We start from the raw sequence: 26,340 nt of genomic DNA, 5'->3' as shown, positions 1-26,340 counted from the left end.
TCACAACCCCGGGACACCGTGCCCGGATGGGCACGACGCAGGGTTGCCTTACGCTGCGTAACATGTCGAGCGACTCGTCCGCCGCCCATCTTTCCTGCACCGTCGAGGCCGGCATCGCGCGGGTCACCCTGAACCGTCCCGAGAAGCTCAACGGTCTCACGCTCGAGATGCTCGGAGCCCTGGCCGGGACCGCCCGTCGGCTCCGCAACGACCGCTCGCTCCGGGCTGTGATCCTGTCGGGAACGGGTGAGTCCTTCTGCGCCGGACTGGACTTCGCCACCGTGCTGAAGAGTCCTCGGGCCATCGCAACCGCGTTCGTCCCCCGTCCGTGGCTCGGCACGAACACGTTCCAGGAGGCGTGCTGGGCCTGGCGGAGACTGCCGTTGCCGGTGGTGGCCGCCGTCCACGGCCACTGCTTCGGCGGTGGACTGCAGATCGCCCTCGGCGCTGACTTCCGGTTCACCACGCCTGATGCACAGTGGTCGGTCCTCGAGGCCAAGTGGGGTCTCATCCCCGACATGTCCGGGATCCAGAGCCTGACCGAGGTGGTGGGCCTCGACGTGGCGAAGCGCCTCACCATGACGGGAGCGGTGGTCTCCGGCGAGGAGGCCGCGTCCATCGGGCTCGCCACCGGCCTCGCCGACGACCCAGTGAGCGCCGCAGAGGACCTCATCGCCGAGATCGTGACCCGTTCGCCCGACGCCGTCGCCGCTGCAAAGCGGCTCTTCGACGGGACCTGGTCGACCGGGCCGCGGCGGACGTTCGCCAGGGAGCGCGCCGAGCAGCTCCGGCTCCTGATGCGGACACCGAACACGCGACGGGCACAGCGGGCTGCGTTCGCGAAGGAAACCGCCGACTTCGGTCCGCGGCGCAAGCGCTGACGCCCGGACCGACAGAGCGCCCCACGACCCGTCGAGCGGGTGGGGCATCGCGGGGGACGACACATGTCGCGAACTGCTCTCTCGATGGGCGCGGAAGGATCGGGACCGCTGGGCTCGTGCGGGACGAGCCCAGCGGCATACGGCGTGATGGGTGGAGCTCAGCCGGGCTTGGGAGCACCCGGACGGGCGTAGCGCCACCAGATGATGGCCGTGCACATGACCGCCCAGGCGATGCCGAGGAGGTAGAACATCGTGGGCGACATGATCGTCAGGCCGACGCCGAAGAGGAACGGGCCGAACGCGGCGATGGCAGCCGTCCACCCGATCACCCCGCCCGCCTGCCGGCGCTCGAAGATCATCGGCATCTGCTTGAACGTCGACGCGTTGCCGATCCCGCTGAACAGGAAGATCGCCAGCATGCCCCCGAGGAACCGGTTGAAGCCGGCATCGAGCGCGGCGGCCGACGAGGTGTCGGGCGAGAGCGCCGGGATGGTGTAGGCGATCGACGCGATGAGTCCGAGCGCGGAGACGAGCGACCACTTCGCGCCGCCCATCCGGTCGGTGAGCGGGGAGAAGAGCACGCGGGCACCGGCGCCGACGAGCGGGCCGAGGAAGACGAACTTGACGACGTCTGGCACCGAGTAGCCGTCGATGAGCAGCGTGGCCGAGGCCCCGGCCCCCTGGACGATCTCGTCGTTGCCGATGCCGTAGAGGTTGGCCATGAGCAGGCCGAACTGCGCCGACAGACCGGAGAACGTGCCGAAGGTCATGATGTAGAGCAGCGTCATCCACCAGGTGTCCTGGTTGCTGAAGATGTCGAACTGCTGGCGGATGTTCGCCTTGATCGGGACCGACTTGAGCATCGTCCAGGCGAGGATCGCGCCGACGATCATCAGGGGGATCCACACGAAGGCGGCGTTCTGGTACCAGACCTCCTGCGTCGGCTGCCCCGGCATCTCGAGCATCTGGCTGCCGCCGAAGATGCCGAGCGCGCCGATGGCGATGAGGTACGGCGTGAGGAGCTGGACGATCGACACACCGAAGTTGCCGATGCCCGCCTGCAGGCCGAGGGCGGTGCCCTGCATCCGCCGGGGGAAGAAGTACGAGGTGCTCGGCATGAAGCCCGAGAACGCCCCGCCGCCGATGCCGGCGAGGAACGCAAGAACCATCAGCTCCCAGTACGGAGCCGTCGGGCTCTGCACGCGGACACCCCAGCCGAGCGTCGAGGCGATGAGCAGCAGCGAGGTCAGGGACACCATCTTGCGGGTCCCCATGATGGGCGGCAGCACCATCCAGACCAGGCGCAGCAGACCGGCGGCCAGACCCGGCATGGCCGCCATCCAGTAGAGCTGGCTCTTGGTGAACTCATAGCCGAGCAGGTTGAGCTTGGGGATGATCGCGCTCGGCAGGAACCACGCGATGAACGCGAGGGTGAGGCAGAACGTGGTGACCCACAGCGTCTTCCACGCGAGGCGCTTGTCCCAGGTCGCCTCGTTCTCGGGATCCCAGGACTGGAGCCACTCCCCCTTGGCGGGTGCGGTCTTGGTGGTCATGCGCGAGCCTCCGTCGCTTGCTTGTCGGCGTCCGTGCGGGACGTGTTGGTGGACTCAGGGGTGGACTCAGGGCTGGACTCGGGGGTGCTGGCTGGGGTGTGCGCCGCCTCGACCAGCGGGTTGTGCGGCGGTGGCGGCTCGAAGTAGGCGGACAGGTGTGGCGCGCCGTGGTGGAGCATGTGCACGACGGTCCAGTGCATCCAGAAGGCGCACGCGAGCGTCAGCAGGAAGATGACGAGGAACGTGCTCGACGCGAATCCGAGCCACTCCTTCGTGTAGGCGAACAGCGGCGGCAGGAAGAAGCCGCCGAGGCCGCCGAGCATCCCGACGAGACCACCCACGGCGCCGACGCTCCTCGGGAAGTACTCCGGGATGTGCTTGTAGACGGCGGCCTTGCCGATGCCCATCGCGCAGCCGAGGAGGAAGACGAGGACCACGAAGGGCACGAGCCCCATGGTGTAGTTCCAGTGCTCGGTCTGGGTCCCGTCCGCCTGCTGAACGACGAGGTGACCGTTGGGCATCATCAGCAGACCACTCGTCACGAGCATGACGGTGAAGGTGAAGTACATGCCGCGCCGAGCGCCGAACTTGTCGCTGAACCAGCCGCCGAGGGGGCGGAGCAACGAGGCGGGGAAGATGAACGTCGCCGTGAGCAGGGCCGCGGTCCACAGGTCCACGCCGAAGTTGTCGACGTAGTACTTGGGCAACCAGACCGAGAGGGCGACGTAGGCGCCGAAGACGGCGACGTAGTAGAAGCCGAACCGCCACACCCTAATGTCCTTGAGGGGCGTCAGCATCGCGGCGACCGGCTGGCTCCGGCCCGGCATCCTGTCGTGGTGGGGCGTGACCACCCAGGTCAGCACGGCGATCGCGACGAGGAGGACGGCGTAGATGGCCGGCACGAGCCGCCAGCCCCCGTCGACCCCGAAGATGTAGGTGGCGCCCGCCGTGCCCGTGATGATGGCCGGTCCGATGAACTTGGTCACGGAGGCACCGACGTTGCCGGCGCCGAATACACCGAGGGCAAAGCCCTGGCGATCGCGGGGATACCAGGCGGCATTCCACGCGATGCCCACGGAGAACAGGTTGCCCGCAAAGCCCACGAGGAAGGCCAGCACGAGCAGCATGAGGTAGCTCGTCGCCTGGGACACGAAGTAGGCCGGGACGGCCGTCGCGAAGAGCATCGCGATGGTGACCTTGCGGCCACCGATCCGGTCGGTGAGCATCCCGGCGGGGAGGCGCCACATCGACCCGTTGAGAATGGCCACCGCCGAGATCCAGGCCAGCTCGACGTCAGTGAGGCCGAGCTCCTTCCGGATGGGGATGCCAAGGATGCCGAACATCATCCACACCGCGAACATCACGGTGAAGGCCGTCGTCGACATGACCAGGACCCGGGTTGCTCCCGAGGGCCCTGCAGATGAGCCGCTCATCTCGTCTCCGTCTATTTGGCGGAATGAATCCGTTTTAACTGGGCAGCATTTGAGGGATGGTCGACCCCTTCAATCCGTCGGCCCATCATTCTCCACCCCTGGGTCGACGGTCAACTACCGTACGTAGTAGATTGCCTCGCATGCAAGTTGCCGGGACGCGACTCCCCTCACAATACGAGGAAGTGGGCGATCGGCCGCCGGAACGCAACGCGTCCCGCTCGATGACGGAACTCCGCGCAATCCCCCAGCGCCGACTCCGGGCAAACGTGCTTAGATTGAGGAACGGCGTTCCTCTAAATTACGTCATGAAGATGTTCGCTAATTGAGAAGGGCGTGCGTTGTGGCACAAACCGCGAGTGTGAACGCCAGTGCCGGCACCGATCTGCTGGGCTCACCCGTTCGCCGGACGATCGTCGACACCCTGGCCAACCTGCCGACGGGCGTCGACCCCGAGACCGGCGCCGTCATCCCGCATCCCGGTCTGCGGGCACAGGACCTGGCGAACCGGCTCGGCCTGCACGTGACGACGGTCCGGTTCCACCTCGACCAGCTCGTCTCAGCCGGGCTGCTCCGGTCCCAGTTCCAGCGCCGCAAGGAGGCCGGACGCCCGCGCAAGCTCTACGCGATCGAGCAGGGCTCCCTCGGCCGGGTCACCTCCGACCAGTCCTACCGCCTGCTGACCGAGCTGCTCGTGCAGACACTCAGCTCAGGTGGCGAGGAGATGCCGAACACCCCTGAGGAGGCCGGCGCCCGGTGGGGCCGGCGGCACGTCTTCGACGGCCACGGCGGGCTCATCGGCCAGCTGCCGGCCCGCTCCCCGGGGCAGTGGCTCGGCAAGATCGGCCAGATGGTCGACCTGCTGCGCGAGTGGGGCTACAGCCCCGAGGTGTCGACGACCAACGACGGGCGCACCGCCCGGGTCGCCCTGCACGACTGCCCCTTCCTGCCCCTCGCCAAGGACAACACGGCTGTCGTCTGTGGCATCCACCGCGGGTTGATCCGGGGGGTCCTCGAGGCCCTGGGCGAGGACTCGACCGAGGTCGGCCTCACCCCGTTCGTCGCGCCCAGCCTCTGCATCGCCGCCCTGACCACCAACTCGAGCTTCGAGCATCCCGCCTCGCTCAACCACCCGCCTCGACAAGGAGATCACTCATGAACGCCTCCCCGACCGGCCTCACCGAGACGGGGCTCGACGGCCCCTTGAGCGAGGCCCTCGTCGGAACTCGCCGGTTCTTCACCAAGGCGACGGTGTCCGAGGACAAGCGCAGCATGGAGGCCAAGGGCGGGCGCGCCGGCGACTCCTTCTACCGTGACCGCTGGAGCCACGACAAGGTCGTGCGTTCCACCCATGGCGTCAACTGCACCGGTTCCTGCTCGTGGAAGGTGTACGTCAAGGACGGCATCATCACGTGGGAGGCGCAGCAGACCGACTACCCCAGCCCGGGCGCCGACCGGCCCGACTACGAGCCGCGCGGGTGCCCCCGCGGTGCCGCGTTCAGCTGGTACACCTACTCCCCCACGCGGGTGCGCTACCCCTACGTCCGCGGCGTCCTGCTCGAGATGTTCCGAGCCGCCAAGTCAGCGCACGGCGGTGACCCGGTGCTGGCCTGGGGCTCCATCATCGAGGACCCGGAGAAGTCGCAGCGCTACAAGAAGGCCCGGGGCAAGGGGGGCCTCGTCCGCGCCACCTGGGAAGAGGTCAGCGAGATCGTCGCGGCGGCCCACGTCTACACCGTCAAGCGCTTCGGCCCCGACCGCATCGCCGGCTTCTCGCCGATCCCGGCCATGTCGCCGGTCTCCTACGCATCGGGCGCCCGCTTCCTCGAGCTCATCGGTGCGCCGATGCTCTCCTTCTACGACTGGTACGCCGACCTGCCCAACGCCTCACCGCAGATGTTCGGTGACCAGACCGACGTCCCCGAGTCAGGCGACTGGTGGGATGCCGGCTACCTCATCATGTGGGGCTCGAACGTCCCGATGACCCGCACCCCGGACGCCCACTGGATGACCGAGGCCCGCTACCGCGGCCAGAAGGTCGTCGCGGTGGCGCCCGACTACGCCGAGAACGTCAAGTTCGCCGACGAGTGGGTCACCTCGGCCCCGGGCACCGACGGCGCGCTCGCGATGGCGATGGGGCACGTCATCCTCAAGGAGTTCTTCGTCGACCAGCAGGTGCCGTTCTTCGTCGACTACAACAAGCGGTTCACCGACCTGCCCAACCTCATCAGCCTCGTCGCCGACGCCGACGGCACCTACCGACCCGGCAAGTACCTCGTCGCGGGCGACCTCGACGGCGGACCGAAGTCCGACTCCGAGAACGCCATGTGGAAGCCGGCCGTCGTCAACTCGCGGACCGGCGAGATCGCCATCCCCAACGGGTCGATCGGGGACCGCTACGGCGAGGAGGGGCTCGGCAAGTGGAACCTCGAGCTCGGTGACATCGACCCCGCCCTCACCCTCCACGGCACCCACGACGAGGCCGTCGAGGTGACCCTTCCGCGCTTCGACACGACCGATGGCCGGGTCTCCTACCAGCGCCGCGGCGTGCCGGTGCGGCGGGTCGGCGACCGCCTGGTCACGACCGTCATGGACCTGCTCCTCGCCCAGTACGGCGTCGCCCGCGAGGGCCTGCCGGGCCACTGGCCCACCGGCTACGAGGACCCGAGTGTCCCCGCGACGCCCGCGTGGCAGGAGGAGCACACGTCGGTCCCGGCCGAGCAGGTGACTCGCCTGGCCCGCGAGTGGGCCCACAACGCCATCGACACCAACGGCCGCGGCATGATCCTGCTCGGGGCCGGGACCAACCACTGGTTCCACAGCGACCAGATCTACCGCGCGATCCTGCTGCTCACGACGATCACCGGCTGCCAGGGCCGCAACGGCGGCGGCTGGGCGCACTACGTGGGCCAGGAGAAGATCCGACCGATCATGGGCTTCCAGCACATGGCGTTCGCCCTCGACTGGCACCGGCCGCCACGGCACATGAACCAGACGGCCTACTGGTACGTCCACACCTCGCAGTACCGCTACGACACGTTCACCGCGGACGACCTCGACTCGGGCACGGGAATCTTCGCCGGCAAGGCCGTCATGGACCTGCTCGCCCAGTCGGTCCGGCTCGGCTGGACCCCGAGCTACCCGACTTTCGACCGCAGCTCGCTCGACCTCGCCGACGACGCTGCGGCGGCCGGGATGGAGCCGCCCGCCTACGTCGCACAGCAGCTGAAGGAGGGCAACCTCCACTTCGCCGTCGAGGACCCTGAGGCCGAGAACAACTACCCGCGGGTGCTGTCGCTGTGGCGCTCCAACCTGCTCGGCAGCTCCGCCAAGGGCAACGAGTACTTCCTGCGCCACCTGCTCGGCACCGACAGCGCAGCCACGGCTGACGAGGCCGGCGAGGACCAGCGTCCGTCGACGATCCGCTGGGCGGACGAGGCCCGTGAGGGCAAGCTCGACCTGCTCATGACGATCGACTTCCGCATGACGAGCTCGACGATCTTCAGCGACGTCGTCCTTCCGGCCGCCACGTGGTACGAGAAGCACGACCTCAGCACGACGGACATGCACCCGTTCATCCACTCGTTCAACCCGGCGATCAACCCGCCGTGGCAGACCAAGTCCGACTGGGACACCTGGAAGGTCATCGCCAAGAAGTTCAGCGACCTCGCCGTCGAGCACCTCGGCACCCGCAGGGACGTCGTCGCCAAGCCGCTCTGGCACGACACGCCGGAGGCCATGGCCACCGTGCACGGTGTCGTCAAGGACTGGCGAGCGGGTGAGTGCGAGCCGGTGCCCGGCAAGACGCTCCCGGTCATCGCCGTCGCCGAGCGGGACTACACCGCGATCTACGACAAGATGACCTCGATCGGCCCCCTCCTGGAGAAGGTCGGCATGCTGACCAAGGGCGTCGCCTACGACGTCAAGCGGGAGATCGACATCCTCCGGGTTCGTAACGGCGTGACGCGGGGCGGGGCGGGCAACGGGCAGCCGAAGGTCGAGACGGACGTCCAGATGGCGGACGCCATGCTCCACCTCGCCGGCGTGTCCAACGGCCACCTCGCCACCCAGGGCTTCAAGTTCCTGGAGAAGCGCACGGGGACCCAGCTCGCGGATCTCGCTGCCGAGCACGAGGGCAAGCAGATCACCTTCGCCGACACCCAGGTCGCCCCTGTCCCGGTCATCACGTCGCCGGAGTGGTCTGGCTCGGAGTCGGGTGGCCGCCGCTACAGCCCCTTCACCATCAACATCGAGCGGAGCAAGCCGTTCCACACGCTGACGGGCCGACAGCAGTTCTACGTCGACCACGACTGGTTCCTCGGCATGGGCGAGGCGCTGCCGGTCTACCGGCCGCCGCTCAACATGACGACGCTCTTCGGCGAGAGCCCCATCGGTGAGCAGAACGAGCTCGGCGTGTCGGTCCGCTACCTCACGCCGCACAACAAGTGGTCGATCCACTCGGAGTACCAGGACAACCTCTTCATGCTCTCCCTCTCGCGCGGCGGCCAGTCCGTGTGGCTCAGCGACCGGGATGCCGCGAAGATCGGGGTCAGGGACAACGACTGGATCGAGATGGTCAACCGCAACGGCGTCGTCGCGGCCCGCGCCATCGTCAGCCACCGGATGCCCGAGGGCACCGTCTACATGCACCACGCGCAGGACCGGCTCATCGACGTCCCCCTGACGGAGCGGGACCGCAAGCGCGGCGGCATCCACAACAGCCTGACGCGAATCCTCCTCAAGCCCAACCACATCGTCGGCGGCTACGCCCAGCTGGCTTACTTCTTCAACTACATCGGCCCGATCGGCAACAACCGGGACGAAGTGACGATGATCCGCCGCCGCCAGGCACCCGTCGAGTACTGACCCATCTCCAGCGGAGGACGCACAGCAATGAAGATCATGGCCCAGATGGCGATGGTGATGAACCTCGACAAGTGCATCGGCTGCCACACGTGCTCCGTCACGTGCAAGCAGGCGTGGACCAACCGGTCCGGCACGGAGTACGTCTGGTTCAACAACGTCGAGACCCGCCCGGGTCTCGGCTACCCGCGCACCTACGAGGACCAGGAGACGTGGCAGGGCGGCTGGGTCCGCACGTCCAACGGTCGCCTGACGCTCAAGGCGGGAGGCCGGTGGAAGAAGCTCGCGACGATCTTCTCCAACCCCAAGCTCCCGTCGATCCAGGACTACTACGAGCCGTGGACGTACGACTACGCCACGCTGCTCAACTCGCCGACGACGACCACCTTCCCGGTGGCCAAGCCGAAGTCGCTCATCACCGGCAAGGACATGAACATCCGCTGGTCGGCCAACTGGGACGACGACCTCGGCGGCAGCCTCGAGCACGCGGCCAAGGACCCGATGCTCAAGGGCATCGAGGACAAGGTCACGTTCGAGTTCGAGCAGACCTTCATGTTCTACCTGCCCCGGATCTGCGAGCACTGCCTCAACCCGAGCTGCGCCGCGAGCTGCCCCAGTGGTGCCATCTACAAGCGCAGCGAGGACGGCATCGTCCTCGTCGACCAGGACAAGTGCCGTGGCTGGCGGATGTGCGTCTCCGGCTGCCCCTACAAGAAGGTCTACTTCAACCACAAGACCGGCAAGGCCGAGAAGTGCACGTTCTGCTACCCGCGCATCGAGGTTGGCATCCCCACGGTGTGTGCCGAGACGTGCGTCGGGCGCCTGCGCTACATCGGCCTCATGCTCTATGACGCCGACAAGGTGCTCGAGGCGGCGTCGGTCGAGAACGACCACGACCTCTACGAGGCCCAGCGCAGCGTCTTCCTCGACCCGAACGACCCGGAGGTCGCCCGCGCGGCCGAGCAGGCCGGCATCCCGCTGGACTGGATCGAGGCGGCCAAGATCTCGCCGGTTCGCCGGCTGATCCAGGACTACAAGGTGGCCCTGCCGCTCCACCCGGAGTACCGCACCATGCCGATGGTCTGGTACATCCCGCCGCTGTCGCCGGTCGTCGACGTGGTGCGGGACACCGGCCACGACGCGGAGGACCAGGGCAACCTGTTCGCCGCGATCGAGGCGCTCCGGATCCCGGTCGAGTACCTCGCCAACCTCTTCACCGCAGGTGACGTCGCGCCGGTCAACTCGGTCCTGCGCAGGCTCGCGGCGATGCGTTCCTTCATGCGCGACATCAACCTCGGCGGCGACCCGGACGAGTCCATCGCCGAGGCGGTCGGCATGGACGGCGAGTCGATGTACGAGATGTTCCGGCTGCTCGCCCTGGCAAAGTACGACGAGCGCTACGTCATCCCGTCCGCCCACGCGGAGCAGGCCCACGGGCTCGAGGAGCTCGCCACCGAGTGCCCGGTCGACCTCTACTCCGACGAGGAGAGCGGGGTCTTCGGCGAGAGCTCCGGCCCGCTCACCCCGGTCGCTGCAGAGACCTTTCAGGCTCTGCAGGAGCGCCAGACCTCCGACCAGCTCGTCGCCGGCGGGTCGAAACGGGGCCGGGTCAACCTGCTCAACTGGGACGGCAAGGGTGCGCCGCGCGGGCTCTTCCCCCACCGCAAGAAGCAGGATGACCGATGAACCCGTTCCGTCGCGCTGCCAAGTCGCAGTCACCGCGGTTGCCGGACGCCCAGCTCCGGGTCGCCTGGCAGGCGGTCTCCCTGCTGCTCGACTATCCCACCGAGGAGTCCGGCGGCCGCCTCGAGCTCGTCCGCGCGGCCATCGCTCCGCTCCCCGACCCAGTCCGTATGCCGCTGACCTCCTTCCTCGACCACGTGGCCTCCCAGCCCCTGGAGGAGGTCCAACGCGACTACGTGGAGACGTTCGACCACACCCGCAAGTGCTGTCTGTACCTCACCTACTTCTCGTACGGTGACACGCGGCGCCGCGGGGTGGCCCTGGTCCAGTTCAAGCAGGCGTACCAGCGGGCCGGCGTGGAGCTGTCGGCGAACGAGCTGCCCGACCACCTCGGCGTCGTCCTCGAGTTCGGTGCGACGGCGGACGCGGCCTCGGCGTGGAAGCTGCTCGGTGACTACCGCGCGGGCATCGAGATGCTCCAGATCGCCCTGCAGGACCGCGAGTCGCCCTGGGCCGCGGTCGTCGAGGCCCTCCGGGCCACGCTGCCCGAGCTCGACGGTGACGGCCTCGCGGCCGTGGCTCGCCTCGTGGAAGCCGGCCCACCGCAGGAGGAGGTCGGTCTCGACGGGTACGCGCTCGACCCCCGCCTCAGCGAGGGGCCACGTCAGCCGCTCAGCATGCCGCCGGGGGTTCCGTCCTCCGGCGATCCCTCGACGACCCGCGTGGGTGAATCAGTTTCTCTCGGCAGCACGATCCGCGTAGGAGCCCCTTCATGAGCACGTTCCTCTGGGTGATCTTCCCGTACATCTGCCTGGCCATCTTCGTCGTCGGGCACTGGTGGCGCTACCGCTACGACAAGTTCGGTTGGACGACTCGCAGCTCGCAGCTCTATGAGTCGCGCATGCTGCGCTGGGGCAGCCCGCTCTTCCACTTCGGGCTGCTCGGGGTCGTCGGCGGGCACATCATCGGCCTCGTCATCCCGCAGTCGTGGACCGATGCCGTCGGTCTCAGCGAGACGGCGTACCACTGGATCGCGGTCATCGGCGGGATGATCTCCGGGATCATGGTCATCGTCGGCCTGGTCATCCTCATCTACCGCCGGCGCACCGTCGGACCGGTGTTCTCGGCGACGACGCCGATGGACAAGACGATGTACTTCTTCCTCGCGCTCGTCATCGTCCTCGGGATGTGGAACACCATCGCGTCGAGCATCTTCGGCCTGGGTGGGAGCGAGGGCCACTCGTTCAACTACCGCGAGAGCGTGTCCGTCTGGTTCCGGCAGATCTTCTACGGCCAGCCCGACCCCGAGCTGATGACGGGCATCCCGCTCGGCTTCCAGCTGCACGCCATCGTGGCGTTCTTCCTCTTCGCGCTGTGGCCGTTCACCCGACTCGTGCATGTGTTCTCGGCACCGCTCGGCTACATCACCCGCCCGTACATCGTCTACCGGAGCAAGGACGAGCGCGAGGGCACTGGCGTGGGGTCTCGCGCCCCGGGCCGCGGATGGGAACGCGTGCCGTGACCGAGCCGGCGCGGTGGCCCGGCGAGGCCCCGGCGGACTGCGACGTCCTCCTGAGCCTGCCCCTCATCTCCCCCGGGTGCCGCTGACCCCTCCACCCCAGACTCGAGTGGCCCCTCGATCCACAGATCCGCCGGTGGACCGAGGGGCCAATCGAGTCAGGGCCGGCGCAGGCCCGCTTGTCGATGTCGCGAATCGCTCTTTCGATCAGGCGGGGGCGGGGGCGGGGTGGATCGCACGCAGGAGCAGGTCCAGCTGGCGGTCGGCGTACGTGTCGACGTCGTAGGTCTTCGCGAGTCGCCAGTGCTTCAACGCCCAGCCCTGCGCGCTGAGGACGAGGTTGTGGACGACGAGCTCGGCGTCGACGTCGACGAAGTCGCCTGACGCGATCCCGTCGAGGATGAGGTCGCGAAGCGGGGCCGCCGTCTCGATCTCGAGCTTCTTGATCTCCTCGCGCCCGTCGGGCGAGAGCGTCAGGCCCTCCCGGTAGGTCAGGAGCGCACCGTTGCGGTTCTCGTCGATGACGGCCACATAGGCGCGGTAGCCGGCGCGGAGGCGGGCCACCGGGTCCGGCCCGGCAGCCTCCATCGCGAGCGGGATCCGGTCGCGGAACTCCCCGAGGATGTCGACGATCACGGCGCGCAGCAGGTCCTCCTTGTTGCCGAAGTACTGGTAGATCAGCCCCACGCTCAAGCCTGCCCGCTCGGCGACCTGATGGGTCGTGGCCGAGTGGTAGCCGAGCTCCTGGAACAGCTCGATCGCCGCGTGGATGATCTCGGCCCGGCGACGCTGCATCCGCTCCTGGCGCGGTCCTCCGCTCGCCACGTGTCGCTCCTCCTCGCCGGCCGAAGCCGCTGGGCATTTGCCGCCGAACCCCGCCGGACCATTGACGGGGTTCGCATCTACTGCCTACATTAATGAATGAACGTCCATTCAACAAGCAACGGAGCAGGCGAATGAGCAACTACGAGGACATCACCTACGTCGTCGAGGACAGTGCCGCGATCGTCACCATCAACCGCCCCGATCGCTACAACGCCTTCCGGGCCAAGACGGTCGACGAGCTGATCAAGGCCTTCCGCAGCGCCTGGGCCGACCACGCCGTGCGGTCCGTCATCCTCACCGGCGCCGGCGAGAAGGCCTTCTGCACCGGCGGCGACGTGAAGCAGCGCGCCGAGACCGGGGACTACGGCCCCAGCGAGTCCGGCATGTTCGAGATCGGCTACCTGCACAAGCTCATTCGCGACATCCCCAAGCCCGTCATCGCGGCCGTCAACGGCGTGGCCGTCGGCGGTGGCCACGTCCTGCACGTCCTCTGCGACGTCACGATCGCCGCCGACACCGCCCGTTTCGGACAGGCCGGCCCCAAGGTCGGCTCCTTCGACGCCGGCTTCGGCTCCGCCTACCTCGCCCGGGTCGTCGGTGAGAAGAAGGCCCGGGAGATCTGGTACTGGTGCCGGATCTACGACGCCCAGGAGGCGCTGGCCATGAACCTCGTCAACAAGGTCGTCCCGGCAGCCGAGCTGCTCAGCGAGGCGAAGTCCTGGGCGGCCGAGATCGCCGACAAGAGCCCGACCGCGATCAAGTTCCTCAAGCAGTCCTTCAACGCGGACACCGACCACCAGGCCGGCTTCTCCAACATGGCGATGACCGCGCTGGACCTCTTCGTCGCCTCCGACGAGGGCAAGGAAGGCGCTGCCGCCTTCGCGGAGAAGCGCAAGCCCGACTTCGCCAGCAAGGTCAGCTGGCACTGAGCTCCGACAGACCCGGCCGGACCCCACCCGCACTGAGCCACGAAGGAACCTGATGCACTACGCGTTCGACGAAGACCAGGAGACGTACGCCCACGAGGTGCGCAAGTTCGCCGTCAAGACGCTCGCCCCGCACTACCAGTCCGACGACAAGGCGGCCGAGTTCCGTCGGCAGCTCGCCCTCGACATGGCGGCCATGGGCCTGACCGGCCTGCGCATCCCCGAGGAGTACGGCGGACAGGAGGCGACCGCGGTCATCGCCGGCATTGCCGCCGAGGAGGTCGGCCGGGAGGACTTCAACGCCGGCTACCTCATCATCAACACCGCGCTGATCAGCGACATCATCGTCCGTAACGCCACCGACGAGCAGAAGGCTGACTGGCTCCCCGGCATCGCCTCGGGCGAGACGGTCCCGTGCATCTGCATCACCGAGCCGGGCCACGGCACCGACGCCGCCAGTCTCGAGCTCAAGGCCACGGCCACCGCTGACGGCTCGGGCTGGACGCTGCACGGCGAGAAGACGTCGATCACCCTGGGCATGGCCTCGGACCGCGCGGTCGTCCTGGCCCGGACCGGCGGTCCGGGGGCCCGTGGCGTCAGCGCCTTCTGGGTCGACCTGCACCACCCGTCGGTGAGCCGCAGCGCCTTCGACGACCTCGGCAGCCGAGCCATCGGCCGGGCGAGCCTCCACTTCGACGGCACCCCGGTCAGCCGGGGCGACCTCATCGGCGAGGAGGGTGCCGGCTTCGTCTCGGTCATGCAGGGCTTCGACTACTCCCGGGCCATCATCGGCCTGCTCTGCATCGGCGCGGCGCAGGCCAGCCTCGACGAGGCGCTCCAGTGGTCCCGGGACCGCGAGGCCTTCGGCGCCCCGATCGGCACCTTCCAAGGAGTGTCGTTCCCGCTCGCCGAGGCAGCGACCTACCTCAAGGGTGCCCGCCACGTGTGCTTCGAGGCGCTGTGGCGCAAGGACAACGACCAGGAGCACAGTGCTGAGGCCGCCATGGCGAAGTTCTGGGCCCCCAAGCTCGCCGCCGACGTCATCCACCAGTGCCTCCTGACCATCGGGCACATCGGCTACTCCTCGGAGCACAAGGTGGGCCAGCGCCTGCGCGACGTCATCGGCCTCGAGATCGGCGACGGCACGGCCCAGGTCTCCAAGCTCGTCATCTCACGAAACCTGCTGGGCCGGAAGTACGCCCCCTGACGCGGACCAAGCCCAGCGGCATACCCCATCTCACTTCTCGAAGGAACCACCATGAACAGGCTTGAAGGCAAGATCGCCATCGTCACGGGCGCCGCCCGCGGTCTCGGCCGCGGCATCGCCGAGCGGCTCGCCGCCGAGGGCGCCGTGGTCGTCGTCACCGACGTCAACGCCGAGGGCGCCCAGCAGGCCGCCACCGAGCTCGGGGGCTCCGCCGTGGGGCTCGGCTGTGACGTGTCGGACCAGGCCTCCGTCGAGGCGATGGTCGCCGACGTGCGGGACCGGTTCGGACGCATCGACGTCCTCGTCAACAACGCCGGCTGGGACAAGGCCGCGCCGTTCCTCGACCTCGAGCAGGACCTCTGGCCGAAGATCATCGGGATCAACCTCTACGGCGTGCTCAACACCTCCAAGGCCGTGCTGCCCGTCATGGCCGAGCAGGGCTCCGGCTCCGTCATCAACATCAGCTCGGACGCCGGCCGGGTCGGCTCGTCCGGGGAAGCGGTCTACTCCGCCGCCAAGGGCGGCGTCATCGCCTTCACCAAGTCGATCGCGCGGGAGCTGGCCCGTAAGCAGGTCCGCGTCAACGTCGTCTGCCCGGGCCCGTCCGACACGCAGCTGTTCGCCGAGTTCGCCGGCGACAACCAGGGCCTGCGCGACGCCCTGACCAAGGCCATCCCGCTGCGCCGCCTCGGCCAGCCGGACGACGTCGCGGGCGCGGTCGCCTACTTCGCGTCAGACGACTCCGTCTACGTGACGGGCCAGACGCTGAGCGTCAGCGGCGGCCTGACGATGTCCTGACCCTCGAACCCCGACAGACCAACCGACCCCACCCAACGCGACCGAAAGACGAGGCGACGACGATGTCCTTCGAAACGATCCTGACGCCGGACAAGATCGAGGAGTACACCTCCGCCGGCTACTGGGTGAACCGCACCATCACCGACTACCTGGACGAGTGGGCCGAGCGCTCCCCCGACAAGGTCGCGGTCATCGACTCCCGCCGGCAGGTCACCTATGCCGAGCTGCGGCGAGAGACGGACCGCTGTGCTCTCGGGCTGCTCGAGCTCGGCATCGAGCCCGGCGACGTCATGTCGTTCCAGCTGCCGAACTGGATCGAGTCGGTGGTCCTGCACCTCGCGCTGTCCCGGATCGGGGCGGTCAACAACCCCCTCATCCCGATCTACCGGGAGCGTGAGGTCGGCTTCATGGTGGAGCTGTCCGAGTCCAAGCTCATCGTCGTGCCCCGCACCTTCCGCGGGTTCGACTACCCGGCCATGGTGGAGAGCCTCCGGGGCGACTGGCCGCACCTCGAGAAGGTCCTCGTCGTGGGAAGCCCCGAGGCGCCGGACTCGTGGGAGGAGTTCATGGCCACGCCGTGGGAGGAGCGGCGCGACCCGGCCGAGCTGCCGGCCCTGCGACCCGACCCGAACGAGGTCACGCTGCTCATCTTCACGTCCGGCACCACCGGCGAGCCGAAGGGCGTGATGCACACCCACAACACGCTCATCGGCGCCAACCTGCCGCTCGACGAGCGGATGGGCTTCAGCGACTCGACCGTGATCCACATGGCCTCGACGTTCGCCCACCTCACCGGCTTCGAGTACGGCATGCGGCTGCCGATCCAGTACGGCCTCACCGCCGTGATCCAGGACGTCTGGGACGTCGGACGCTTCGTCGAGCTCGTCGCGGCTCACCGGATCACCTACACCTCCGGCGCCACCCCCTTCGTCCACGACCTGCTCAACAACCTGCCCGAGGACACGAGTGCGCTCGAGTCCCTGACGCACTTCTGCTGCATGGGCGCTCCCATCCCGCGGGCCATCGTCCGCGAGGCAGCCGAGCGGCTGCCCCAGATGTCCGTGCTCGGCGGGTGGGGCCAGACGGAGAACTGCCTCATCACCATCGGCATCCCCGGGGACTCGCCGGAGAAGATCTCCACCACCGACGGCTACCCGCTGCCGGGCATGGAGGTTCGCACCGTCGACGCGACGAACGTCCCCGTCCCGGTCGGCGCGGAGGGCCGGATCCAGGTCCGCGGCCCCTTCCTCTTCGTCGGCTACCTCAAGCGCATCGAGATGACGCGGGAGCTGTACACCGAGGACGGCTGGTTCGACACCGGGGACCTGGGGGCCATCGACGAGGACGGCTATCTCAGCATCTCGGGCCGGACGAAGGACATCATCATCCGGGGCGGGGAGAACATCCCGGTCGCCTACGTCGAGAACGTCCTCTACGAGAACCCCGACTTCGCGGCCGTCGCCGTCGTGGCCATCCCCGACCCTCGGTTGCAGGAGCGGGCCTGCGCGTGTCTCGTGCTCAAGCCGGGAGTCGAGCCCTACGACCTCGAGCGGCTGCGTGACTACCTGCGCGGCAAGGGCGTGGCCAAGCAGTACTGGCCGGAGGAGGTCATGCTCATGGACGACCTGCCTCGGACCCCGAGCGGCAAGATCCAGAAGTTCCACCTCCGCGAGCGTTTCGAGGCGACGCCATGAGCACCGCCTACCTCGTCGCCGGGGTGCGCACCCCCATCGGCCGGTATGCCGGTGGGCTCGCTCCCGTCCGAACCGATGACCTGGCTGCCCACGTCGTCTCGTCCCTCGTCGAGCGCTTCCCGGCCCTGGACTGGGGGCGGGTCGACGACGTCATCCTCGGCTGCGCCAACCAGGCTGGAGAGGACAACCGCAACGTCGCCCGGATGGCGGGGCTGCTCGCTGGCCTGCCCGTCCAGGTCCCCGGCCTGACGGTCAACCGCCTGTGCGCATCCGGCCTCGACGCCGTCGGCGCTGCCGCCCGGGCGATCCGGGCGGGTGACGCGGACCTGGTGATCGCCGGCGGGGTGGAGAGCATGACCCGCGCCCCGCTCGTCATGCCGAAGTCCGACGCCGCCTGGTCCCGTCGCGCCGAGGTGCACGACACGACGATCGGCTGGCGGTTCGTCAACCCACGCATGGAGGAGCGGTACGGCACCGACTCCATGCCGGGCACGGCCCAGATCGTCGCCGACGAGTACGACGTCTCCCGCGAGGACCAGGACGCCTTCGCCCTGCGCTCGCAGGAGCGGGCCGCCGAGGCGATCGCATCCGGCCGGCTCGCTCGGGAGATCGCGCCCGTCGAGGTGCCCGGTCGCAAGGGCGCCGTCACGGTCGTCGACACCGACGAGCACCCACGCGAGACGTCACTCGAGGCCCTCGCGGGCCTGCGGCCGATCTTCCCCGGCGGCAGCGTCACCGCGGGCAACGCCTCCGGCGTGAACGACGGCGCGGCCGCACTGCTCATCGCCTCCGAGAGCGCGGTCGAGCAGTACGGCCTGACGCCACTCGCCCGGATCACCTCGTCGCTGTCGGTGGGCGTCGAGCCACGCGTCATGGGCATCGGGCCCGACCCTGCGGTCAAGGCCCTGCTGTCGCGCACCGGGCTGGACGTGGGCGACATCGACCTCTTCGAGCTGAACGAGGCCTTCGCCTCACAGTCCCTCGCCGTGCTGCGCGCCCTGGGGCTTCCGGACGACGCCGACCACGTCAACCCCAACGGCGGTGCCATCGCCCTCGGCCACCCGCTCGGCATGAGCGGCGCCCGACTCGCCCTGACCGCCGCCATCGAGCTCGCCGACCGCGGCGCGCGCCGAGCCATCGCCACGATGTGCGTCGGTGTCGGCCAGGGCGCGGCCCTCCTCCTCGAGTCGGTCTGAACGGCCGCGCCATGAACTCCACCACAGCATCGGGGAACCCGGCCATGGAAGCCGGCCCAGCGGCATACGGCCCCTCCGAGACGCTCCTCACGGAGGTCACGGACGGCGTCCTCCTCGTGACGTTCAACCGCCCGGACGTGCGCAACGCGATCAACCGACAGGTCCAGCTCGAGCTTCGGGCGGTCCTCGAGGCGGCCCGTGCCGACGACTCGGTCGGTGCGGTCGTCCTCACCGGCGCCGGGCCCAAGGCCTTCATCGCCGGGGCCGACATCTCCCAGGTCGCCGGCTACACCAAGGAGACCGCTCTCGCCTCGGACCTCCAGCGGCTGTTCGACCTCGTCGAGGACTTCCCCAAGCCGACCATCGCCGCCGTCAACGGCTTCGCCCTGGGGGGCGGCTGCGAGATCGCGATGGCCTGCGATATCCGGATCGCCTCGGAGACAGCACGGTTCGGCCTCCCCGAGACCGCCCTGTCGGTGCTCCCCGGCGCCGGTGGCACCCAGCGCCTCGGGCGCCTCGTCGGGACCGGCCGTGCCATCGAGCTGATCCTCACCGGGCGGATGGTCGAGGCCGCTGAGGCCGAGCGGATCGGGCTCGTCACCGCCGTGACCCCGGCCGACGAGCTGCTCAGCAGAGCCCGCGCCACCGCAGCGACCATCCTCGCCCGAGGGCCGCTCGCCACCCGGCTCGCGAAGCTCGTCATCCGGGCCGGCATGGACGCCGACCAGCGGACCGGCCAGGTCGTCGAGCGGCTCGCCCAAGCCGTCCTCTACGAGAGCCAGGACAAGGCCGAAGGCACCGCCGCCTTCCTGGCCAAGCGACCTGCGCAGTTCACCGGCCGCTGACCGGCACCCCCGACCCCTGCTCACCTCCGCCCCTGGGCCGCGCCGTGATCCACGACGTCTACCTCGCCGAGGTCAAGGCGAAGGACGAGGTCAAGACCGACGAGGACTTCGAGAAGATCGTCTCCACCATCCCCGCCGAAGAGGCATTCCGACCGGTCGGGGACTCCGACTGCTCCATGTGAGCAGCTCGTCCGACACGACGAGCGACGCCGGCGGCACGGACTCGCTGCCCCTGTACCTGCCCGTGTACCTGCCCTGTACCTGCCCCTGACCTGGCTCCGAGCGATCGGTCCGGGTCAGGGCAGGTACGGCATCCGCAGCGCCCCGTCGAGCCGGATCACCTCGCCGTTGAGCATCCGGTTCTCGGCGATGTGGCACACCAGGGCCGCGAACTCCTCCGGCACCCCCGGCCGGCTGGGATGCGGGATCTGCGCAGCGAGCGCCTCGCGGGCCTGGGGCGTCAGTCCGGCCAGCATCGGCGTCTCGAAGGTCCCGGGGGCGATGGCCACGACCCTGATCCTCGTCCGCCCGAGGTCTCGTGCCGCCGGCAGCGTCATCCCCGCGACGCCGGCCTTACTCGCGGCATAGGCGATCTGGCCGACCTGGCCGTCGTAGGCTGTCACGCTGGAGGTCAGGACGATGGCTCCGCGCTCGTCATCCTCGACGGGGTTCTGCGCCATCGCCTCCGCTGCGAGCCGCATGGTGTTGAAGGTGCCGACCAGGTTGACCTCGACGGCGGCCCGGAAGCGCTCGAGTGGGTGGGGGCCGCTCCGACCGAGGATGCGACCAGATGCCGAGATGCCGGCGCAGCAGACGGTGAGCCGGAGCGGACCACGGTCGGTCGCCACCCCGACGGCCGCCGCCATCTGGTCCTCGTCGGTGACGTCCGCCGCGACCTGGATGATGCCGTCCTCTGCCGCCCCCTCACTGGGGGCGGGAGCGTCGCGGTCGACGCCGATCAGCGTGTACCCCCGCGCGACCAGTGCCTTGGCCGTGGCCAACCCCAACCCAGATGTGGCCCCGGTGACCAGGGCGGTCGCATGTCGCATCGGCGGCGCTCTCCTTCGAACGGTCGTGCTGACGAGATCACGAGCACAGACCCCTTGACGAGGTGCGGCTCGGGGCCTACCTTTTGAATGAACGTCCATTCATTTTCGCATGAATGCCCACCGGCGTGCAATGCAGTTCAGGAGGAGCGATGGACCTGTCCCTCAACGAGGACCAGCTCGGCTTCAAGGCGCTCGCTCGCGAGTTCCTCGACAAGGAGGTCGTCCCGCACCGAGCCGAGTGGGATCGGCGGGAGTCCGTCGACACGGCGATCATCCCCAAGCTCGGCGAGATCGGGTTCTTCGGCCTGACGATCCCGGAGGAGTACGGCGGCCTCGGCGGCGACTACATCACGTACTGCATCGGCATGGAGGAGCTCGGCCGAGCCGACTCGTCGGTTCGCGGCATCGTGTCGGTCTCGATGGGCTTGGTGGGCAAGGTGATCCTGTCCCACGGAACCGAGGAGCAGAAGCAGCAGTACCTCCCGGGCATCGCCAACGGCACGCTCCTCGGGTGCTTCGGCCTCACCGAGCCGGACAACGGCTCCGACCCCGGCAGCCTCAAGACCCGGGCCCGACGTGACGGCTCCGACTACGTGCTCAACGGCCAGAAGATCTTCATCACCAACGGCACCTGGGCCGATGTCTGCCTCGTCTTCGCGCGCACCGGAGGGGACGGGCCCAAGGGCGTCTCGGCCTTCCTCGTGCCGACCGACACCCCGGGCTTCGAGGCCCGCGAGATCCACGGCAAGCTGGGTCTGCGCGGTCAGGCCACGGCCGAGATCTTCCTCACCGACGTGCGAGTGCCCGAGTCTGCGCGACTCGGCGACGAGGGCGAGGGCTTCAAGATCGCCATGCACTCGCTCGACAAGGGCCGCGTGTCGGTCGGCGCCGGCTGCACCGGCATCATCCAGGGCTGCCTCGAGGAGGTCGTGAAGTACACGACCGAGCGCAAGCAGTTCGGCCGCCCGATCGCGTCCTTCCAGCTGATCCAGGACATCATCGCGGACATCTCGGTCGACGTCGACGCGGCCCGCCTGCTCACGTGGCGCGCAGCCGATCTCATCGAGCGTGGTGAGCCGTTCGGCATCGAGGCCTCCAAGGCCAAGTACTTCGCCTCCGAAGCGGCTGTCCGCGCGGCCAACGGCGCCCTGCAGGCCTTCGGTGGCTACGGCTACGTCGACGAGTACCCGGTGCAGAAGTACATGCGCGACGCCCGCGTCATGACGCTCTACGAAGGCACCAGCCAGATCCAGAAGCTCCTCATCGGTCGCGCCGAGACGGGCATCAGCGCCTTCCTCTGATCACCGGCGCCCACGACGATGCCGTATGCCGCTGGGCTGGCTCGCGAGGTCACGTGGCCTCGGGAGCTGGCTGAGCGGCATACGGCATCGGTCCGGGTTCTCGAACGCCGCGTCGACTGCGGTCGGGAGTGGGGTCCTCAGCTCGCGGGTGTCGCGGCCACCGCTTCGAGGGCTCGCGTGATGCGGGCCTTCGCGTCCGCTGCGACGTCCTCGAGCGCCGCACCCGAGGCGATCTGGGTCATGAAGTCCGGGTTCATCGCCTGGACGACGGTGCGGCCGGCGTCGTCGACACGCACGACGACATTGCAGGGCAGGAAAACCCCGATCGACGGCTCCGCCTGGACGGCCGCGTGGGCCAGGGGCGGGCGGCAGGCTCCGAGGATGACCTGGGGCGCCAGGTCCGCGCCGATCTTGGCCTTCAAGGTCGCGGCCAGGTCGATCTCCGAGAGGATGCCGAAGCCCTCGTCCGAGAGGCGCTCCCGCGTGGCCTGGAGGGCTTCGTCGAAGGGGAGGTCCGTGGTGACGGTGATCGCATGGTCCATGACTGGTTCTCCTCGTTGGGTTCGTCGTCCGGGATCACTGCAGCAACCCCAGTCTGGTCGATCGGTGGGTCAGGCGTCAGCCTTCTGGCTCTGCGCCTCGACCTGGCGCCGCACGTCCTCCATGTCGAGGTCGCGGACGGCCTGGATCACCTGTTCCAGCGCGGCGGCGGGCAGGGCGCCCGGCTGGCTGAAGACGAGGATGCCGTCGCGGAAGGCCATCAGGGTCGGGATGGACGTGATCCGCGCCGCAGCGGCGAGCTGCTGCTCGGCCTCGGTGTCCACCTTGCCGAAGACGATGTCCGTGTGCGTCTCGGAAGCGGCCTCGTAGACCGGCGCGAACATGCGACACGGTCCACACCACGAGGCCCAGAAGTCCACGAGAACGATGCCCTCGTCGGAGACGACGGACTCGAAGTCGGCATAGGTCAGGTTTCGGGTGCTCATGAATGGGTTCCTTCAGGGTGTGCGGCAGCGCCAACTGGCGCGCCCCGGTGGGCGTGGTCTACAGTGATCCCAACATACCCCCTGGGGTATCTATTCCGCTCACAGAGACAGATGAGTCACAGACATCGAGGAGTACACACATGTGCCGACCCGCCAACTGCAGGACCTGCGGCAAGACCACATGGGCCGGTTGTGGCCAGCACGTTGACCAGGTGATGCGTCACGTGCCGCCGGCCCAGCGCTGCGATGGCCACGCCAAGGAGTCCACCGCCTCCTCCGGCGGCCTCTTCGGTCGCCTCTTCAGCCGAGGCTGACAGACCACCGGCCGAGCGCCAGTCCTCCCCCTTCTCGGCCGGGCCCGAACGGATGGGCCGAGCGCGTACCCCCGACGCGCTCGGCCCATCCTCTGCCTTCCCCGGAGTCGACCCTCAGCCCACCTCGACCCGCAGGTCGACGGGGACGCCGTTGGTCAGCACGTCGTAGACCGCGGAGCGCCGGCGCGACTGCTCCACGATCTCGCGCAGGACGTGCTCGGGCGCATCGCCCTTCACCGAGAAGGCCACGGTCACCTGCTGGTAACCGTTGCGCACCTCGTCGTCGAGACCGAGGATGCCGTTGAGGTCGATGTCCCCGCGCACCGTCGAGCGCACCTCCGTCAGCGTGACCTTGCGTGCCGACGCGATGTTGGCGATCCCGGCCGTGAGGCAGGCGGCGAGCGCGTGCAGAAGGAACTCGACGGGCGTCGGCCCGTGGTCCGTGCCGACCAGGACCGCGGGGTGATCGGCGTCGAAGACGAACTCCCGCTCGTGGGTCCGCTCCTCACCGACCCCGAAGAAGTCGCGAACCCGCGTCAGGCTGTGCGTGCCGTCGATCCACTCGTTGTGCGCCCGGAACTGGAACTGCGCCGCGGCGGGCGCCTCGCGGACCGCGTCGAGGGTGGCGAAGAGGGTGGCCGTGTCCACCCCGTTGCGATGGGCGGTGTCTGTTGACATGAGACTGCTTCCTTCTAGGTGAGGGAGAGGGAGACGGCTGGCTGCCGCTCCAGAGCTGGGGCCTCGCGTCGGCAAGGTTGAGGTCGGTGGTGCAGCTCGTCGGCCAGGACGTCGATCTCGAGGGCGAGCTCTCGCTGCAGCCCCACGAAGGTGTCCCGGTCCGGAAACGCCGCCAGGGCGACGGTGATCTGGAAGATGCGAGCGGCCAGCCGGTCACGGTTCGCCGCGTATTCCGCCATGGCCACGGTCTCGAGGGCAGGACAGCGCAAACCGGTGTCGACCGCCTCGGCCAGCAGCTCCGCAGCCCAGAGCGCGTCGCTGATGCCGTGCCCGGTGATCGCGTCGCGGTGGTAGCCGGCATCACCCACGAGTGACCACCCGGGGCCGCACGCCTCACGGAAGTGGTTCGGCATCCGCAGCATGCCCCGGACCGGTGTCGTCCCGGACCCCGACGCGACCCGGGCGGCCAGCTCCGGGACACGGTCGAGCAGCAGGTTCACGAACGCCTCGTCCGCCCCCCGACCGGCGTGGCGGTAGCGACGCGCCACCTCCTCAGGAGTGATCGCCCACACGCAGGCGGCGCCGTCATGGGTCGGGAAGACCCCGGCGAACACCCCGTCGACCAGGTGGTACTCGATCGCGTCCCAGCTCCCGGTGACGTAGGCGTACTGGCAGGCGCCCGAGCTCGGCTCCACGATGGTCAGCGCCGCCCGGACCGAACGGGCGATCCGCGAGCTCAGGCCGTCGGCGCCGACCACATGCCGCGCCAGCACGTCGACGGGTCCATCGCCGTCGTGCGCGCGCACCCCGACGACGCGATCGGTGCTGTCCCGGATGACGCCCTCGACGGAGCAGCCCTGCCGCAACCTGGCCCCGGCTGCCAGCGCCGCCTGCTGAAGCGCTGCATCGAGCGCGTACCGGCGCGGTGCGAGCAGGAAGGAGATCCCCAGGCGGTCTCTGATGTCCTTGGACACGGTCCCGACGTGACTGGTGAGCTCCACCCTGCGCAGTGGAGGCGCGCCACCCGCGACGAGGGCTTCCACCACCCCGAGCCGGGCCAGCTGCACCATCCCCGACCGCGCGATGACATGGGTCGAGATCGTGTCACTCGGGAACTCTGCCCGGTCGAGCACGAGGACGTCGTGTCCCGCCCTCGCCAGATGGGTGGCGGCCGCGGCGCCGGCCACGCGGGCCCCGACGACGACCACGTCGGCGCTGAGGGTCCGGTGCGCGGCCGCCGTTCGAGCTCCGTCGTCCATGACGTTCACCTGTCGTCCTCTCGATTGACTCGGGGACAACGATCCGTCCGGCGGCGGCCCGAGCCTCGGACTAGACGTGGACTTCTGGTGGACGACTCGTGGACTCGTCCTCAGCGAGGAAGGAGTCAATCTCCTGGAGCAGGTTCTCCCATGCCGGCTCGTCGGCCTGCAGCAGGTGGTTGCGCGTGTCGAGCGGGACCAGGCGGCTGCGCGGGATCCGGGCTGCGAGCTCGCGACCCTGGCTGAACGGGATGCGCACCTCGTTGCGGCCGTGCAGGATCAGGGTCGGCACCGTGACCTTCGTCGCCGCCTCGCGCACGTCCATGGTGACCGCGACGTTGTTGAGACGCAGCGCGTTCTCCGCAGCGGTCGTGCGCCGCATCAGGGCCGCGAAGTCGCTCCACATCTGAGGCTTCGCGTCGGGCATGAACGTCGACGAGAAGTAGAGACGAAACGACGGGTCGTCGCGACCCCAGCCCATCCGGATCAGCTCCGCCTGCATCTCTGTCTCACGAACCTCCTGCGGCGTCGACGCGCGGACCAGGCGCCCGGTCACGAAGGCCCCGATGAGGATGAGCCGGCTCACTCTCTCGGGGTGCCGGACCGCGTACTCCACCGCCACCGGACCACCCTGCGAGAGCCCCATGAGGGGGAAACGCTCCAGCCCCAGCTCGTCGACCACGGTCTCGAGGTCGCGGACGAACGACTCGAACGAGATGTCCTGAGGATCATGGTCGGAGAGCCCGCACCCGCGCTCGTCGTAGCGAATGAAGGTGCGACCCCGCGAGAGCCCCTCCATCCAGTGACGCCACACCGGGCTGTGCCACTCGTAGTCCAGGTGGGTGATCCAGTGAGCAGCGCGGACCAGCGGCGGCCCCTCCCCCACCGTCGCGTAGGCGATCCGCACTCCGTCGCTCGCCCGACAGAAGCGGATCCGCTGCTCGAGCTGTCGCGGGCTCGGCGCGGGGGCGACCACGGGCGCGGACTCGGGCCCGTCACAACCGACGGCCGCGACCCAGCGGTATCCGCGGCCGTGGACCGTCTGGATCACCCCCTGGAGAGCGCCGTCGTCACCCACGACCCGGCGGGCGGCCTTGATCCGGCTGGTCAGCGTCGACTCGCTGACGAACCGGTCACCCCAGACCGCGTCGAGCAGCTCGGTCTTCGGCACGACCCGCTCCCGGTTGAGCACGAGGTGCGCGAGGACATCGAAGACCTGCGGCTGCACGTGGACCGGCTCACCGCCGCGCTCCAGGAGGAACCGGTCGGTGTCGAGAACCACGTCCCCGAACGTGAACCGCATCTGCCGATCATCCCACCCAGCCGCCCGGCC

Annotated in this window: 24 protein-coding genes; 15 read left to right on the top strand and 9 right to left on the bottom strand. The window is 68.9% G+C overall.

Features of this window, described 5'->3' with window-relative positions; translation table 11 throughout:
- Positions 1 to 62: 62 nt before the first annotated feature.
- Positions 63 to 881, top strand: a complete 819-nt coding sequence (locus ABWV20_RS08260) for a crotonase/enoyl-CoA hydratase family protein (RefSeq protein WP_353354477.1) — start codon at positions 63 to 65, stop codon at positions 879 to 881.
- Between the two features lie 158 nt (positions 882 to 1,039).
- On the opposite strand, the gene ABWV20_RS08255 is transcribed toward ABWV20_RS08260, so the two are convergent.
- Positions 1,040 to 2,434: an MFS transporter gene (locus ABWV20_RS08255; RefSeq protein WP_353354476.1), complete on the bottom strand. Its 1,395-nt coding sequence runs from the start codon at positions 2,432 to 2,434 to the stop codon at positions 1,040 to 1,042.
- Positions 2,431 to 3,867 carry an MFS transporter gene (locus tag ABWV20_RS08250; RefSeq protein WP_353354474.1) on the bottom strand — a complete coding sequence of 479 codons (1,437 nt, stop codon included), beginning with the start codon at positions 3,865 to 3,867 and terminating at the stop codon, positions 2,431 to 2,433. Before ABWV20_RS08250 ends, ABWV20_RS08255 begins: the two co-directional genes overlap by 4 nt.
- A gap of 358 nt (positions 3,868 to 4,225) precedes the next feature.
- Here ABWV20_RS08250 and ABWV20_RS08245 point away from each other — a divergent pair, with 358 nt between their 5' ends.
- From ABWV20_RS08245 to narI, 5 genes are read left to right on the top strand one after another with little or no spacing between them, the layout of a single operon-like run.
- Positions 4,226 to 5,023 carry a helix-turn-helix transcriptional regulator gene (locus ABWV20_RS08245; protein ID WP_353354472.1) on the top strand — a complete coding sequence of 266 codons (798 nt, stop codon included), beginning with the start codon at positions 4,226 to 4,228 and terminating at the stop codon, positions 5,021 to 5,023.
- Positions 5,020 to 8,730, top strand: a complete 3,711-nt coding sequence (locus ABWV20_RS08240) for a nitrate reductase subunit alpha (RefSeq protein ID WP_353354470.1) — start codon at positions 5,020 to 5,022, stop codon at positions 8,728 to 8,730. Before ABWV20_RS08245 ends, ABWV20_RS08240 begins: the two co-directional genes overlap by 4 nt.
- Before the next feature lie 27 nt (positions 8,731 to 8,757).
- Complete coding sequence (gene narH, locus ABWV20_RS08235; protein WP_353354468.1) at positions 8,758 to 10,413, top strand: nitrate reductase subunit beta; 1,656 nt, start codon at positions 8,758 to 8,760, stop codon at positions 10,411 to 10,413.
- On the top strand, positions 10,410 to 11,186 hold the full coding sequence (gene narJ, locus ABWV20_RS08230; protein ID WP_353354466.1) for a nitrate reductase molybdenum cofactor assembly chaperone: 777 nt from the start codon (positions 10,410 to 10,412) through the stop codon (positions 11,184 to 11,186). The genes narH and narJ overlap by 4 nt, the downstream gene beginning before the upstream one ends.
- The gene (gene narI / locus ABWV20_RS08225) at positions 11,183 to 11,932 is read left to right on the top strand and encodes a respiratory nitrate reductase subunit gamma (protein ID WP_353354464.1); all 750 of its coding nucleotides are present in this window, start codon (positions 11,183 to 11,185) and stop codon (positions 11,930 to 11,932) included. The genes narJ and narI overlap by 4 nt, the downstream gene beginning before the upstream one ends.
- A gap of 204 nt (positions 11,933 to 12,136) precedes the next feature.
- Here the strand turns inward: narI and ABWV20_RS08220 are convergent, their stop codons facing one another.
- Entirely contained in the window at positions 12,137 to 12,754 is a 618-nt protein-coding gene (locus tag ABWV20_RS08220; protein ID WP_353354462.1) for a TetR/AcrR family transcriptional regulator, read from the bottom strand.
- Positions 12,755 to 12,885: 131 nt separating this feature from the next.
- Between ABWV20_RS08220 and ABWV20_RS08215 the strand changes: the two genes are divergently transcribed.
- The 7 genes from ABWV20_RS08215 to ABWV20_RS08185 all read left to right on the top strand — a co-directional run bounded on the left by ABWV20_RS08215 (position 12,886) and on the right by ABWV20_RS08185 (position 19,602).
- Positions 12,886 to 13,683, top strand: coding sequence for an enoyl-CoA hydratase-related protein (locus ABWV20_RS08215; RefSeq protein ID WP_353354461.1), 798 nt, complete (start codon positions 12,886 to 12,888; stop codon positions 13,681 to 13,683).
- Positions 13,684 to 13,735: 52 nt separating this feature from the next.
- On the top strand, positions 13,736 to 14,887 hold the full coding sequence (locus ABWV20_RS08210; RefSeq protein ID WP_353354459.1) for an acyl-CoA dehydrogenase family protein: 1,152 nt from the start codon (positions 13,736 to 13,738) through the stop codon (positions 14,885 to 14,887).
- Positions 14,888 to 14,938: 51 nt separating this feature from the next.
- Positions 14,939 to 15,685, top strand: a complete 747-nt coding sequence (locus tag ABWV20_RS08205; RefSeq protein ID WP_353354457.1) for an SDR family NAD(P)-dependent oxidoreductase — start codon at positions 14,939 to 14,941, stop codon at positions 15,683 to 15,685.
- Positions 15,686 to 15,747: 62 nt separating this feature from the next.
- A complete protein-coding gene (locus tag ABWV20_RS08200; protein ID WP_353354455.1) occupies positions 15,748 to 17,379 on the top strand; it encodes an AMP-binding protein in 1,632 nt (543 codons plus the stop codon).
- Positions 17,376 to 18,575 carry a 3-oxoadipyl-CoA thiolase gene (gene pcaF, locus ABWV20_RS08195; protein ID WP_353354453.1) on the top strand — a complete coding sequence of 400 codons (1,200 nt, stop codon included), beginning with the start codon at positions 17,376 to 17,378 and terminating at the stop codon, positions 18,573 to 18,575. Before ABWV20_RS08200 ends, pcaF begins: the two co-directional genes overlap by 4 nt.
- 11 nt (positions 18,576 to 18,586) lie before the next feature.
- On the top strand, positions 18,587 to 19,420 hold the full coding sequence (locus ABWV20_RS08190) for an enoyl-CoA hydratase/isomerase family protein (protein ID WP_353354451.1): 834 nt from the start codon (positions 18,587 to 18,589) through the stop codon (positions 19,418 to 19,420).
- 44 nt (positions 19,421 to 19,464) lie between these two features.
- Positions 19,465 to 19,602, top strand: a complete 138-nt coding sequence (locus ABWV20_RS08185) for a hypothetical protein (protein WP_353354449.1) — start codon at positions 19,465 to 19,467, stop codon at positions 19,600 to 19,602.
- A gap of 114 nt (positions 19,603 to 19,716) precedes the next feature.
- Here the strand turns inward: ABWV20_RS08185 and ABWV20_RS08180 are convergent, their stop codons facing one another.
- On the bottom strand, positions 19,717 to 20,469 hold the full coding sequence (locus ABWV20_RS08180; protein WP_353354448.1) for an SDR family NAD(P)-dependent oxidoreductase: 753 nt from the start codon (positions 20,467 to 20,469) through the stop codon (positions 19,717 to 19,719).
- A 149-nt stretch (positions 20,470 to 20,618) separates the two neighbouring features.
- On the opposite strand from ABWV20_RS08180, the gene ABWV20_RS08175 reads away from it, so the two are divergent.
- Positions 20,619 to 21,770, top strand: a complete 1,152-nt coding sequence (locus ABWV20_RS08175; protein WP_353354446.1) for an acyl-CoA dehydrogenase family protein — start codon at positions 20,619 to 20,621, stop codon at positions 21,768 to 21,770.
- Positions 21,771 to 21,907: 137 nt separating this feature from the next.
- On the opposite strand, the gene ABWV20_RS08170 is transcribed toward ABWV20_RS08175, so the two are convergent.
- Entirely contained in the window at positions 21,908 to 22,312 is a 405-nt protein-coding gene (locus ABWV20_RS08170) for a DUF302 domain-containing protein (protein ID WP_353354444.1), read from the bottom strand.
- 69 nt (positions 22,313 to 22,381) lie between these two features.
- On the bottom strand, positions 22,382 to 22,756 hold the full coding sequence (trxA, locus tag ABWV20_RS08165) for a thioredoxin (RefSeq protein WP_353354442.1): 375 nt from the start codon (positions 22,754 to 22,756) through the stop codon (positions 22,382 to 22,384).
- Between the two features lie 140 nt (positions 22,757 to 22,896).
- On the opposite strand from trxA, the gene ABWV20_RS19350 reads away from it, so the two are divergent.
- Complete coding sequence (locus ABWV20_RS19350; protein ID WP_502901770.1) at positions 22,897 to 23,070, top strand: DUF8730 family Cys-rich protein; 174 nt, start codon at positions 22,897 to 22,899, stop codon at positions 23,068 to 23,070.
- 114 nt (positions 23,071 to 23,184) lie between these two features.
- On the opposite strand, the gene ABWV20_RS08160 is transcribed toward ABWV20_RS19350, so the two are convergent.
- From ABWV20_RS08160 to ABWV20_RS08150, 3 genes are all read right to left on the bottom strand, one after another.
- The gene (locus ABWV20_RS08160; RefSeq protein ID WP_353354440.1) at positions 23,185 to 23,748 is read right to left on the bottom strand and encodes an OsmC family protein; all 564 of its coding nucleotides are present in this window, start codon (positions 23,746 to 23,748) and stop codon (positions 23,185 to 23,187) included.
- 14 nt (positions 23,749 to 23,762) lie between these two features.
- On the bottom strand, positions 23,763 to 25,007 hold the full coding sequence (locus ABWV20_RS08155; protein WP_353354438.1) for an NAD(P)/FAD-dependent oxidoreductase: 1,245 nt from the start codon (positions 25,005 to 25,007) through the stop codon (positions 23,763 to 23,765).
- Positions 25,008 to 25,077: 70 nt separating this feature from the next.
- Positions 25,078 to 26,310, bottom strand: a complete 1,233-nt coding sequence (locus ABWV20_RS08150; RefSeq protein WP_353354436.1) for an alpha/beta hydrolase — start codon at positions 26,308 to 26,310, stop codon at positions 25,078 to 25,080.
- Between the last annotated feature and the right edge of the window lie 30 nt (positions 26,311 to 26,340).

Source organism: Intrasporangium sp. DVR (assembly GCF_040365325.1).
Taxonomy (GTDB): domain Bacteria; phylum Actinomycetota; class Actinomycetes; order Actinomycetales; family Dermatophilaceae; genus Intrasporangium.
Note: the sequence above shows the minus strand (reverse complement) of the source record. Positions and strands in the feature narration are given on the sequence as shown.

Coding starts and splice junctions, on each gene's coding strand:
- ABWV20_RS08260 (WP_353354477.1), top strand. CDS start 63: ATGTCGAGCGACTCGTCCGCCGCCCATCTTTCCTGCACCGTCGAGGCC.
- ABWV20_RS08255 (WP_353354476.1), bottom strand. CDS start 2,434: ATGACCACCAAGACCGCACCCGCCAAGGGGGAGTGGCTCCAGTCCTGG.
- ABWV20_RS08250 (WP_353354474.1), bottom strand. CDS start 3,867: ATGAGCGGCTCATCTGCAGGGCCCTCGGGAGCAACCCGGGTCCTGGTC.
- ABWV20_RS08240 (WP_353354470.1), top strand. CDS start 5,020: ATGAACGCCTCCCCGACCGGCCTCACCGAGACGGGGCTCGACGGCCCC.
- narH (WP_353354468.1), top strand. CDS start 8,758: ATGAAGATCATGGCCCAGATGGCGATGGTGATGAACCTCGACAAGTGC.
- narJ (WP_353354466.1), top strand. CDS start 10,410: ATGAACCCGTTCCGTCGCGCTGCCAAGTCGCAGTCACCGCGGTTGCCG.
- narI (WP_353354464.1), top strand. CDS start 11,183: ATGAGCACGTTCCTCTGGGTGATCTTCCCGTACATCTGCCTGGCCATC.
- ABWV20_RS08215 (WP_353354461.1), top strand. CDS start 12,886: ATGAGCAACTACGAGGACATCACCTACGTCGTCGAGGACAGTGCCGCG.
- ABWV20_RS08210 (WP_353354459.1), top strand. CDS start 13,736: ATGCACTACGCGTTCGACGAAGACCAGGAGACGTACGCCCACGAGGTG.
- ABWV20_RS08205 (WP_353354457.1), top strand. CDS start 14,939: ATGAACAGGCTTGAAGGCAAGATCGCCATCGTCACGGGCGCCGCCCGC.
- ABWV20_RS08200 (WP_353354455.1), top strand. CDS start 15,748: ATGTCCTTCGAAACGATCCTGACGCCGGACAAGATCGAGGAGTACACC.
- pcaF (WP_353354453.1), top strand. CDS start 17,376: ATGAGCACCGCCTACCTCGTCGCCGGGGTGCGCACCCCCATCGGCCGG.
- ABWV20_RS08190 (WP_353354451.1), top strand. CDS start 18,587: ATGAACTCCACCACAGCATCGGGGAACCCGGCCATGGAAGCCGGCCCA.
- ABWV20_RS08180 (WP_353354448.1), bottom strand. CDS start 20,469: ATGCGACATGCGACCGCCCTGGTCACCGGGGCCACATCTGGGTTGGGG.
- ABWV20_RS08175 (WP_353354446.1), top strand. CDS start 20,619: ATGGACCTGTCCCTCAACGAGGACCAGCTCGGCTTCAAGGCGCTCGCT.
- ABWV20_RS08170 (WP_353354444.1), bottom strand. CDS start 22,312: ATGGACCATGCGATCACCGTCACCACGGACCTCCCCTTCGACGAAGCC.
- trxA (WP_353354442.1), bottom strand. CDS start 22,756: ATGAGCACCCGAAACCTGACCTATGCCGACTTCGAGTCCGTCGTCTCC.
- ABWV20_RS19350 (WP_502901770.1), top strand. CDS start 22,897: ATGTGCCGACCCGCCAACTGCAGGACCTGCGGCAAGACCACATGGGCC.
- ABWV20_RS08160 (WP_353354440.1), bottom strand. CDS start 23,748: ATGTCAACAGACACCGCCCATCGCAACGGGGTGGACACGGCCACCCTC.
- ABWV20_RS08155 (WP_353354438.1), bottom strand. CDS start 25,007: ATGGACGACGGAGCTCGAACGGCGGCCGCGCACCGGACCCTCAGCGCC.
- ABWV20_RS08150 (WP_353354436.1), bottom strand. CDS start 26,310: ATGCGGTTCACGTTCGGGGACGTGGTTCTCGACACCGACCGGTTCCTC.